Raw genomic sequence first — 11,760 nt, 5'->3', positions numbered from 1 at the left:
GGATTTGTGGCTTAAGATATTTTGCTCGCTGTGTTACCATGTCGCGCTGTTTAAGCCAAAGAACAACTAATTAGGGATAAGGCTTTCTATGAGCGATCTGGCCAGAGAGATCACGCCGATCAACATCGAAGAAGAGCTCAAGAGTTCCTATCTTGATTACGCCATGAGCGTGATCGTAGGACGAGCTCTGCCGGATGTGCGTGATGGCTTGAAACCGGTTCACCGCCGCGTTCTGTTTGCTATGAACGAGTTGGGGAACGACTGGAACAAGCCCTATAAAAAATCGGCCCGTGTGGTCGGTGACGTAATTGGTAAATATCACCCGCACGGCGATATCGCTGTGTATGACACCATTGTCCGGATGGCGCAGGATTTCTCCATGCGTTACATGCTGGTCGATGGTCAGGGCAACTTCGGTTCCGTCGACGGCGATAGCGCCGCGGCGATGCGTTATACCGAAGTGCGGATGGCTCGCATCTCCCACGAGTTGCTGGCTGATCTGGACAAAGAGACCGTGGATTGGGTGCCGAACTATGACGGCACCGAGATGATCCCGGCGGTCATGCCGACCAAGGTGCCCAACTTGCTGGTCAACGGCTCCTCCGGTATTGCGGTGGGCATGGCGACCAACATTCCTCCTCACAACCTCACCGAGATAGTCAATGGCTGTCTGGCGCTGATTGAGAATGGCAATCTCACCATCGATGAGTTGATGACCTACATCACCGGGCCTGATTTCCCCACCGGCGCTATCATCAACGGTCGTGCCGGCATAGTGCAGGCCTACCGTACCGGTCGTGGCTCTGTCTATGTGCGGGCCAAGGCCGAAGTGGAGGTGGACGACAAGACCCATCGCGAGACCATCATCGTTCACGAGCTGCCTTATCAGGTGAACAAAGCGCGGTTGATCGAGAAGATCGCCGAGCTGGTCAAAGAGAAGAAGGTTGAGGGCATCAGTGCCCTGCGTGATGAGTCCGACAAGGACGGCATGCGCATCGTTATCGAGATCAAACGCGGCGAGTCTGGCGAGATTGTGCTGAACAATCTCTACAAGCACACCCAGTTGCAGACCACCTTTGGTATCAACATGGTGGCGCTTGATAACAATCAGCCCAAGTTGATGAACCTTAAAGACATTCTGGATGCGTTCCTGCTGCACCGCCGTGAAGTGGTGACTCGCCGGACCGTGTTCGAACTGCGCAAAGCGCGGGATCGGGCGCACATCCTGGAAGGTCTGGCGGTCGCACTGGCCAACATTGACCCGATCATCGAGCTGATCCGTCACTCCGACACCGCTGCCGACGCCAAAGCCAAGCTTGTAGCTCGGGGATGGGATCTTGGCAACGTAGCCGCCATGCTGGAAAAAGCAGGCGACGACGCGGCCCGTCCGGAGTGGCTGGAGCCAGAGTTCGGCATTCGCGAAGGAAGTTACTTCCTGACCGAACAGCAAGCTCAGGCCATCCTTGACCTGCGTCTGCACAAGCTGACCGGTCTCGAGCACGGCAAGATCCTGGAAGAGTATCAATCTCTGCTGGATCTGATCGCCGAGCTGCTGTTCATTCTGGCAAGCCCGGAACGGCTGATGGAAGTGATCCGCGATGAACTGCTGGCGGTGCGCGAGCAGTATGGCGACGAGCGTCGCACAGAGATCAACTTCTCTAGCATCGAGCTCAATACCAAGGATCTGATCACCCCGGAAGACGTGGTGGTGACCCTGTCTCACCAGGGTTATGTGAAGTATCAGCCGATCACCGACTACGAGGCCCAGCGCCGCGGTGGTCGTGGCAAGTCGGCCACCCGGATCAAGGAAGAGGACTTTGTGGAGCGTCTGCTGGTGGCCAACACCCACGACACCATTTTGTGCTTCTCCACCCGTGGCAAGGTCTATTGGCTTGAGGTGTATCAGCTGCCGGAAGCGTCCCGTGGCGCCCGTGGCCGTCCGATCATCAACTTGCTGCCGCTGGAAGAGGGTGAGCGCATCACCGCCATTCTGCCGGTCAAAGAGTATGCTGACGACAAGTATGTGTTCTTCGCTACCGCTGACGGTACCGTGAAGAAGACCAGCCTGTCTGCGTTCAGCCGTCCGCTCTCCTCCGGGATCCGTGCCATCAACCTCAAAGAGGGCGATGAGCTGATCGGAGTGGATATCACCGATGGCAGCAACGAGATCATGTTGTTCTCCGATGCGGGCAAGGTGGTTCGCTTCGCGGAAGGCAGTGGTCGCGCAGATGCCGCCGATGCCGATGTCAGCGATGATGTTGAGGCCGATGACGATAGCGCCATTGACGCTGGCAACGACGACGATGCCGGCGAAGGCAACGACAACACCGAAAGCAAGGGCACCTTCAAGGGCGTACGCCCGATGGGTCGCACTGCGGGTGGTGTTCGTGGTATCCGTCTGCTCAACGGTGACAAGGTGGTTTCCCTGATCGTCCCCCGTGGCGAGGGTGCCATCCTGACCGCCACCGAGAACGGTTACGGCAAGCGTACCGCGCTGACCGAGTACCCGACCAAGAGCCGTGGTACCCAGGGCGTTCGCTCCATCAAGGTGGACGAGCGTAATGGCAAGGTGATCGATGCGATCCAGGTCGACGATACCGACCAGATCATGCTGATCACCAACGGCGGCACCTTGGTGCGTACCCGTGTTGCCGAGGTGAGCATCATCGGCCGTAACACCGGCGGTGTGCGTCTGATCCGTACCGGTGAAGACGAGACCGTGGTGGGCCTGCAGCGTATCGCCGAGAGCGACGAAGACGAGAACGACGTGGTGGCGGTTGACGGTGAGGTGTCTGAAGGCACTGATATCGCGCCAGAAGTCGGCTCTGCCGATGCTGAGGAAGCTGGGGACGAGTAATCACCCCAGATTTCCTGGTCAAACGACCTGAGCAAAAAGAGCGACCCTGGTGGTCGCTCTTTTTATTTGTCTGCTTTTTATGGCGGTCAGCTGATAGCACGGCAGGGTGCTGGCCTGATCACTCCTGCAGCCACATTCTGGCGCTGCGGGCGGGAATGGCGACCCGTACCCACTGACTCTGCACCTTGATTACGCCGCCTTGGTCGAGCACGTCCCGGTAGTTGCGATACCAGTTCATCTCGAACTTGGCGGTATCGAGCCAGTACTCCTGCTCATAGTCGCACTTGTTGATGCCGACCAGCCCCTGCTTGCCCCGTTTGAACAGCACGAAGCAGTCGCCACTGCCGACCAGCTGCATCGGCTGACCCTGCACTGCATTGTGGAAGCGGATCATCCCCGTGAGATCGGCGCGCTGGTAGTAATCCTGCCAGCGCAGCCCGTCCTTGGCCCGGGTTTCGCCGTGATCGGAATAGACCAGCGGTGAGCCGCCATCGCGGCCAAGCAGGTAGGCATAGGCCAGCTTCTCGTCAGTTTGGCTGAGGATCTGATAGCGGAAGCCATCGTTGGTGGGGATGTCGTGGGTCACGGCGAAGGTGACGGCGCGGCTGCCCGGCAGCGCCTGACCATAGGCCCCTGGATCTGCCAGCAGGTTCATGCTGCCGCCATAGCCCAGCGCACCGCGCAGGGAGGCAAACAGCGGAAAGTCATAGGCACCTTGGCCGCTGCTGTCGAGATAGGGCTTGAGGAAGCGTTCGTAATCGGTGCTGCCAGCGCCGCCAGTGGTGATCACCTCGCCGAAGACATGCATCCCCTGTTTGATCTCGGGGGTGAACACGGCATTGATCTGGTAATCGCTCATGTGTTTGACCGCATCGACCCGAAAGCCTGTGATCCCCATCCCTTTGAGCGCCTTGAGATAGGCCTGCTGCTGGCTCACCACCCAGTTGTTTGGATCAAGATCTGGCAGCCCCTTGTCACCGGCACCGCCACAGAGCCGCCAGTACTGGACATGGCCCGGATCGCTCCAGTCGCTGATGCACCCTTCGGGATGAAAATCGGCGGCGGCCAGCAGGTTTTGCCCCAGATCGCCAAACAGCTTCTGGCGCTCGAAATAGGCCGGGTTGGCGGCGTATTGGTCGAGCAATTCGTTGCCGGGGTAGTTGAGGTCCTGGCGCTTCCAGCTTTCGTTGGCCATATGGTTGAGCACCACGTCGGCATAGACAGCGATGCCCCGCGCCTTCATGGCGGCGATCAGCTGTTCGAGATCCTGCTTGTTGCCAAGAGGGGTGTCGATAAGGCGCAGATCCTGCGGCTGGTAACGGGCCCACCACTCGTTGCCCGAGGACTTAAGTGGCGGTGAGATCAGCACCTGTTTGTAACCGGCCGACTTAATAAGGTCGGCTTTGGCCGTCACTTCACTGTACTGCCAGTTGAAGGCGTGCAGTATGACGTCGGCGTGTGCCAAGGGAGCGATCAGCATGCCTGCGATCGCCCATATTCCCGCTGTGTGTTTCATTATTGTGTCCCTGTTTTTATAGATGCCTGAATGGGCAAGCCAGCTTTGGCGGGAACAGGGCGTGCTGCAATTCACAACCTGCGGATTTGTGACCGCTTTCAGGATGATTTAGCCGGATTTGTGAGCTGTTGCTGCTTTTCCCTGCCATGGCCAGTCATCGCTTCACCAGTGATCCTTTGTCATTTCCCTGTCATCCCCAGCCGCTATCCTGCTGGCCGAGTGGTGCGCTGTTGCCATCACCGTCACCGTCAGGAGCTGCATATGACCAGTTGGATCACGTGGGAAATTTGGTGGAGCCGGGTCTGGGGCGAGTCAGAGGTTCCGCAGTATGGGGAAGATGAGCACCAAGTGGCCCATGAACCCTCGCGGCTGCCGGTTGAAATGGTGCAACAGGGGCGGGAGGATCGACGCGGTTAAGCTCTGGCGTTGCTGTTCTCAGGAAACACCATCGTCTCGCGAATGCCTGTCTACTCGGGAAACGCGGCTTCCCGAATGCTATTGCGCGATATGGCAAGGCTGTTGACCGACAAGGGATACCGCTTGCCTCAAGCCGGCGGGGTTAGAAGAGCGACAGCTGCTCCCCGGGGCGGATAAAACCATCCTGCCTGAGCTGAATATGGCGTTTGCCAAGGCCAAGGCGCTTGCTGATAAGGCGAAAGCGCTGGGCCAGCAGATCGGCAAAGTGCCCCTCACCACGCATCCGCGAACCAAAGGCCACACTGTTGAGCCCGCCACCGCGGCTGGCTCGCAACTGATTCAAAATAGTCTCCTTCTGACCGGGATAGTGGGTATCGAGCCAGTCACCAAATAGCGGCGCCAGCTCGTGAGGGAGCCGCAGCAGGATGTAATCGGCGCAGCTGGCACCTGCCTCTGCCGCCGATTTGATGATCTGCTCCAGCTCCGGCTCATTGAGCCGCGGGACCATGGGGGCGGCCAGTACTCCCACCTGTACGCCAGCGCTGGCCAGCTTCTCGATCACTTTCAAGCGGCCTGCGCCCGTGCTGGCGCGGGGTTCCAGCTGTCGCCGCAGGGTTTCGTTCAAGGTCGTCACCGACACCATCACCTGACACAGTCCCTCGCTGGCCAGCTCGCTCAACAGATCGAGGTCGCGCAAGATCATGGCGCTCTTGGTAATGAGGCCGACCGGATGGCGGTGGGCCAGCATTACCTCCAATAGCTGGCGAGTGAGGCGATAGCGCTGCTCTATGGGTTGGTAGGGATCGGTATTGGCGCCAATGACGATGGTCTGTGGCTGATAGGCCGGTTTGGCAAACTCCCTGCGCAGCAGATCGGCAGCATTGCGTTTGGCAAACAGCTTGCTCTCGAAATCGAGGCCGGGGGAGAGCTCCAGATAGGCGTGACTGGGTCTGGCATAGCAGTAGATACAGCCATGTTCGCACCCCTGATAGGGGTTGATGGAGCGACCAAACGGCACATCCGGCGAGCTGTTGTAGCTGATGATGCTGCGCGCGTCGATCTCCCGCACCTCGGTCTGGGGCGCCAAGGTATTGAAGGCTGACTCCCACTCCTCGGATGCCCAACCATCATCGACCGCCTCGACAAGGGGGCCGCTAAAACGGTGATCGATATTGTGGGGGCTGCCTCGTCCTGCCATGGTGCGCACCTGTACTGGTTATACATACAGTTATTTTGCAAGTGCGACGGAGAAATGACAACGATTGACTATCGGTGTGGCGTAAAAAGGGTATGTCACCGGGATCTGTTGCTTGATCGCAGAGCTACATTTCGTTTACATAGACGAAATGAGAACTGGATCACGGAAATCATCATGAGACCCACCACTTCCCGTTGGCTGTTTATCGGTCTGCTTGCCCTGGTTATCTGGCGCTTGATGCCGATCTCCACCGAGCAGGAGCTGGCGTCTGCCAACCGTGCCTGGCGCACCGGTCACTTTGAGGAGGCGACCCGGATCTGGTCACCACTGGCGGCGCAGGGGCAACCACGGGCGCAAGCCTTGATGGGCTGGAGCCATGAAGTGGGGCAGGGGAGCGATCAGGATATTCATCAGGCCATCACTCTCTACCGCCAGTCGGCGCAGGCGGGGGATGCTGTTGGTCAATATCGGCTGGCAGAGCTCTATCTGCGCGGCGTCGGGGTAAAGCGGGATCTGCGAGAAGCCTTTCACTGGATGGAGCAGGCCGCCCGCAACGGTGATGTACCTGCCATGTTGAAAGTCGGTGTGCTTCATCTGATGGGGGCGAGCGGCAGAGTCGATTTGCCTCAGGCGAAACAGTGGCTCTATCAGGCGGCGCAAAAGGGCAACAAGCTGGCGCTGCAGGTGCTGCAAGAGCTGGCGCTGGCCGAGGAGGGGAGCAGTACCTTCGACTTCAACTGGCAGCCACTGCTCGGTGACATGACTTCTTAGCCACCTTTACCGCAGACGCGTGCAATGCGGCATTGAAATGCTGAGAATAAAGGTGTGGAAAATTAAAGGCAGCGGCTGGTGACCGCTGCCTTTTTTGATCACCAGATAGGCTGGGTCAGGTAGGGGTTGCTTGCCTTCTCGCGGCCGAAAGTGGAGCTGGGGCCGTGGCCCGGGATAAAGACGATCTCGTCACCCAGCGGCAGCAGGGTCTCGGTGATCGACTTGATCAGCGTCCCGTGATCGCCACGGGGGAAGTCGGTGCGGCCGATACTGCCGGCAAACAGCACATCGCCAACCCAGGCGAGTTTTTCAGCCTGGGAGAGCAGCACGATATGGCCCGGGGTGTGGCCGGGGCAGAAGTAGACCTCCAGCTCGCACTGGCCAACGTGTACCTTGTCACCCTGTACCAGCCACTGGTCGGGGCTAAAGGCAGGGGTATGGGCGAAGCCGAACATCTGGCTCTGCTGGGGTAGCATGTCGAGCCAGAAGGCATCTTCCTTGTGGGGGCCGGTGATGGTGACGCCGGTTTTCTCCCTAAGCTCAGCCGCCGCACCCACATGATCCAGATGACCGTGGGTCAGCAGGATGTGGGTCAGGGTCAGCCCGCGCTTGGCGATGGCGGCCAGCAGTTTGTCCGCTTCGCCACCCGGGTCGATCAGCGCCGCCTGGTGGGTCTCGTCACACCAGATGAGGGAGCAGTTCTGGGCGAACTGGGTGACCGGGATCACCTCGAATTTCAACATGTGGGGTCCTCTTGTTGGAAAGGCGACGGGGTCAGCCCTGTTGCGCGTTGGCGTGCTGCTCGGCGAAGTAGTCGAGACAGGCTTGCTTGTCACCCCGGAACACGATGCGCTCCTGCTTGTTGCCAAGCTGGTAGAGATACATGGGGTCGTAGTAGCGGGTCAGCAGCAGGGTGATCCAGGCCAGATGCAGCTCGGTGGAGCCGCTGTTGGCCTGCTCGGTGAGGGCGGTCTGCATCAGGGCATCCAGCTCGCGGTGGGCCTGATCGCCGAGGCGACGCTTGAGGCGGGCCAGCGCATCGGTGAGATAGGCGGCAAACAGCGGCCAACCGGCTTCCTGGCCATACATCTCTTGATAGCGCAGCCAGAGATCGTGCACGTAATCCTCGCGGATCTGCTCGGCACGATCACACTGCGGCACATCCACCACCACCAGCGGTGCCTGACTCATTGCCTCATGGAGGGAGATAGGCAGGCAGCAGCGGCCGATCAGCCGGCTCTCGTCTTCCACCACGAAGGCGTGTTCGCCCTGATGGTGGCGCTTGAGCAGCTCGATGGCCATGTTGTTTTCAAAGTTGATGTTGCTGGGCTGGCCACCGGGCAGCTGACCAAACGACGAGCCCCGGTGGTGGGCGTGCCCTTCCAGATCGAGCGCTTGAGCCACATGGTCCAGCATATGGGTCTTGCCGGAGCCGGTCATACCGGTCAACACTGTCCAGTGGCACTCGGCGGAGGCCTTATCCTGGGTCTCGATCAAAAAGCGACGCAGCTCTTTGTAGCCACCGGCGACGCGGGGGCGGGTGATCCCCGCTTCAGCCAGCCACTGTTGTACGGTTTGCGAGCGCAGGCCGCCGCGAAAGCAGTAGAGCAGGGCATCAGGCTGCTGGCGCAACTGCTCCAGCCAGCCTTCGACTCGCTCGGCGCGTACCGCTCCCCCCACCAGCTTGTGACCCAGCGCAATGGCGGCATCCTGCCCTTGCTTCTTGAAGCATGTCCCCACCTGGGCGCGTTCATCGTCGGTCATCAGCGGCAGGCTGGTCGAGCAGGGGAAGGCCCCCTCCTTGAACTCGATGGGGGCGCGCACATCAATTAGGGGCACATCGCCTAAAAAAATCTGGGCGTAGTCAGTGGCCAGCGGCAATTCACTCATTGGGCTATCTCACTCATTGAACAATCTCGATAAAGCGGGTGCCCTCAAGGGGCTTGATCTGGCCGATGGGCGAGAGCGCAAGGCCCGCTTCCCGCGCGATGGCGAGCAGCTCGGCTTCGCTCTCCTTGCCCACGGCGACCAGCAGACCACCGCTGGTTTGCGGATCGCACATGATGTTGCGGGTGCGATCATCCATGGCATCCAGCTTGTGGCCGTAGGAGTCGTGGTTACGCAGGGTACCGCCCGGTACGCAGCCCTCGGAGAGGTAGTAATCTACCTCATCCAGCAGCGGCAGCGCTTTGAAGTCGAGGCGGGCGCTGACTTTGGAGCCTTCACACATCTCCAGCAGGTGACCGGCCAGACCAAAACCGGTGACGTCGGTCATGGCGTGAACCCCCGGTAGCTCGGCAAAACGCTGGCCGATCTTGTTGAGGGTGCACATGGCGTTGGGGGCCAGCTGCTCGTGCTCGGGCTTGAGTTTGCTCTTTTTCTGGGCGGTGGTGAGGATGCCGATGCCGATGGGCTTGGTCAGATAGAGGGTGTCACCCACCTTGGCGGTGTCGTTCTGCTTGATGGCATCCAGAGGCACGATACCGGTGACCGCGAGGCCGAAGATGGGCTCGGGAGCGTCGATGCTGTGGCCACCAGCCAGCGAGATGCCCGCTTCGTGGCACACCTGACGGCCACCGTCGATCACCTGCTGGGCCACTTCGGCGGGCAGGGTATTGATGGGCCAACCGAGAATGGCGATGGCGACGATGGGCTTGCCGCCCATGGCGTAGATGTCGCTGATGGCGTTGGTGGCGGCAATGCGGCCAAAGGTAAAGGGATCGTCGACGATGGGCATGAAGAAGTCGGTGGTGGAAACAATGCCCTGACCGTTGCCGATATCGACCACGGCTGCGTCATCCTTGCTGCTGTTGCCAACCACCAGAGTCGGGTCGTTGAAACCCGGGATCTGGCTCTTGAGAATGGTGTCGAGTACCTTGGGAGAAATTTTGCAGCCGCAGCCAGCGCCGTGGCTGTATTGGGTCAGACGAATGGAAGACATACTTACCCCTTATGCAGAGGCTCTGTGGAGCCGTCTTGGTCAATGGGCGGCCTTGTAGATTGGAAGACAAGAAGCCGCAAATATGGGTGGCCTCGGTGCCAACAGCGGCAGCGATGACTGGCAGTTATGGAAGGCCGCCAGGCCGGACGGGGAACAAGAGGGCGACAAGGTGCGCCAGCGCAGCCCCGCCAAGGACCACAGGACGGCGCATTATGCCACATTTGCCCCTTGGGGTTCGAACAGGAATTCACATAAACAGCAGGGAATTGCCCGCACTTGCGCGTCATCGGTCTGGATCCGCCGCGCACTGATTGATTGCAGTACAGATGCAGCAAAGAGAACGTCAATTGAGAGCAATAGTGCCTGCAACCACTGCGCAATAGGAGGAGATCTTCGTGACCACCACATTTTTGGTTAACCACCCCATTACCACGGCGCAGTTTGCGGCGCTATTGGCGCAGACCTCGCTGGGGGCGAGACGGCCGCTGGACCATCCGGCTACCCTGCAGGGCATGCTGGATAACGCCAATCTGCTGATCACCGCCTGGCAGGGCGAGACCCTGGTCGGGGTGGCTCGCTCGGTGACCGATTTTCATTTTTGTTGCTACTTCTCGGATCTGGCGGTGGCCGAGTCAGTGCAGGGGCAGGGGATTGGCAAAGCACTTATTCGAGAGACATTTTTGCAATTGCAGCCGGGCTGCAAGCTGATCCTGCTGGCTGCGCCGCAGGCGGTGGAGTATTACCCCAAGCTCGGATTTAGCCAGCACCCGAGCGCCTGGGTGATGAGCAGTCAGGATGAACTGGTGCTGGATGAGTTGGCATAAGACCGTCAACTCATCCAGACAGGGTGGGTTTAACTTATCCGGCTTGCTCCAGCGCCGGTTGCCGTGACTTGCCCCAGCGGCGCAGGCGCCGTTGCAGGGGGCGCTCCAGCTGGTTGTAACTTAAAGAAGAGAGTCCGATCAGCACTGCCAGCATCAGCAAGGTGGCCACCACCCCCAACAGCGGGTTGGTCTGGGCATACCACCACTCGGTGAGCCCAGGCGCCAGATAGTGGATCAGTTCGCATCCGGTAAGCAGTACCAGCGCATGCAGCAGGTAGATGGAGTAGGAGAGATCTCCCAGCCAGTTGGTAAAGCGGTTATCCAGCAGGCGCAGCAGCGGGCTCTGGCGCTCTCCTTGCGCGGCTGAAATCCAGATCAACAGCACGTAGGAACCGATCAGCAGCAGGGTCAGTTGTGGCGTCATGGTGAACTGCATCAGCGCGAAGGGCAGCACAAAGGCGATCAGCAGCGGCAGATCATGCTTCATCATGGGCAAGGGTTGCGCGGCCTTGACCCTCGGCAGTAGCCAGAGCCCGAGCACAAATTCACTCACCCCGCGCCCCACCGCCAGCGCCCCGCTGGTGACATCCAGCGTGCCGCGACTGTGCACGATAAAGGCCAGTAACGTCAGCGCCAACAGCGGCGCGAGATGGCTCCAGCGACTGCGGGTCACCGCCAGCGGGATAAGCAGCGGGAACAGCAGGTAGCTTATCCACTCTACGCTCAGGGACCAGGCGGCGAAGTTCCAGGTCAACCCGTGATCGGTCACCACCTGCAGCAGCAGGAAGGCGCTTGGCAGCGCGTCAGCCGGGGTGAAGGGGGAACCAAAGGGGGGCATCCCTTCCCACTCCCACATTTTGAACAAGGGGCCAGCATAGAAGCCCACTCCGTGCTGCACCTTGTAAAGCTCCCAGCCGACCAGCAGCAGCAGGGTCACCAGGTAGAGGGGGTAGACGCGGGTCAGCCGCAGCCAGAGGAAGCGGCCATAGCCGATGGTGCGGGGCCTGTGGCTGAAGGCCTCCCCGTAGACATGGGCCAGCACCACGCCGCTCAAAATAAAGAAGAGATCGACCCAGAGGTAGCCATTCTCGATGAGTTGGGTGTGGCTTGCGATCGGCTCCATCCACTGGGGAAAGAGCAATAATCGGGCATGGAACAGCACCACCATCAGGGCAGCAATGCCCCGCAGCGGCGTTAACAGCGGCAATGATTGATTCATATCGGGATCCCTTGTGA

At 59.8% G+C, this 11,760-nt stretch carries 9 protein-coding genes; 3 read left to right on the top strand and 6 right to left on the bottom strand.

Going from position 1 to position 11,760, the window contains the following annotated elements:
* Window positions 1-88: 88 nt before the first annotated feature.
* Window positions 89-2,857 carry a DNA topoisomerase (ATP-hydrolyzing) subunit A gene (gene gyrA / locus ACY8FN_RS14675; RefSeq protein ID WP_463100415.1) on the top strand — a complete coding sequence of 923 codons (2,769 nt, stop codon included), beginning with the start codon at window positions 89-91 and terminating at the stop codon, window positions 2,855-2,857.
* A gap of 118 nt (window positions 2,858-2,975) precedes the next feature.
* Here gyrA and ACY8FN_RS14670 read toward each other — a convergent pair whose 3' ends face one another.
* Entirely contained in the window at window positions 2,976-4,373 is a 1,398-nt protein-coding gene (locus tag ACY8FN_RS14670; RefSeq protein ID WP_463100414.1) for an alpha-amylase family protein, read from the bottom strand.
* Window positions 4,374-4,932: 559 nt separating this feature from the next.
* Window positions 4,933-5,988 carry a PA0069 family radical SAM protein gene (locus ACY8FN_RS14665; protein ID WP_463100413.1) on the bottom strand — a complete coding sequence of 352 codons (1,056 nt, stop codon included), beginning with the start codon at window positions 5,986-5,988 and terminating at the stop codon, window positions 4,933-4,935.
* 174 nt (window positions 5,989-6,162) lie between these two features.
* Here ACY8FN_RS14665 and ACY8FN_RS14660 point away from each other — a divergent pair, with 174 nt between their 5' ends.
* Entirely contained in the window at window positions 6,163-6,759 is a 597-nt protein-coding gene (locus tag ACY8FN_RS14660) for a tetratricopeptide repeat protein (protein WP_463100412.1), read from the top strand.
* 98 nt (window positions 6,760-6,857) lie between these two features.
* Here the strand turns inward: ACY8FN_RS14660 and ACY8FN_RS14655 are convergent, their stop codons facing one another.
* The 3 genes from ACY8FN_RS14655 to selD are packed head-to-tail and all read right to left on the bottom strand — an operon-like array spanning window position 6,858 to window position 9,700.
* On the bottom strand, window positions 6,858-7,502 hold the full coding sequence (locus tag ACY8FN_RS14655) for an MBL fold metallo-hydrolase (protein WP_463100411.1): 645 nt from the start codon (window positions 7,500-7,502) through the stop codon (window positions 6,858-6,860).
* 31 nt (window positions 7,503-7,533) lie between these two features.
* Entirely contained in the window at window positions 7,534-8,649 is a 1,116-nt protein-coding gene (mnmH, locus tag ACY8FN_RS14650) for a tRNA 2-selenouridine(34) synthase MnmH (RefSeq protein ID WP_463100410.1), read from the bottom strand.
* 13 nt (window positions 8,650-8,662) lie between these two features.
* Window positions 8,663-9,700, bottom strand: coding sequence for a selenide, water dikinase SelD (gene selD, locus ACY8FN_RS14645; protein ID WP_101347360.1), 1,038 nt, complete (start codon window positions 9,698-9,700; stop codon window positions 8,663-8,665).
* 395 nt (window positions 9,701-10,095) lie between these two features.
* Here selD and ACY8FN_RS14640 point away from each other — a divergent pair, with 395 nt between their 5' ends.
* A complete protein-coding gene (locus ACY8FN_RS14640) occupies window positions 10,096-10,524 on the top strand; it encodes a GNAT family N-acetyltransferase (RefSeq protein WP_463100409.1) in 429 nt (142 codons plus the stop codon).
* A 34-nt stretch (window positions 10,525-10,558) separates the two neighbouring features.
* Here the strand turns inward: ACY8FN_RS14640 and ACY8FN_RS14635 are convergent, their stop codons facing one another.
* A complete protein-coding gene (locus ACY8FN_RS14635; RefSeq protein WP_463100408.1) occupies window positions 10,559-11,743 on the bottom strand; it encodes an acyltransferase family protein in 1,185 nt (394 codons plus the stop codon).
* Window positions 11,744-11,760: the final 17 nt, after the last annotated feature.

The sequence above is a fragment of the Aeromonas sp. 160P genome (genome assembly GCF_055193095.1).
The sequence above is the reverse complement of the archived record's forward strand: the minus strand, read 5'-3'. Positions and strand labels throughout refer to the sequence as shown.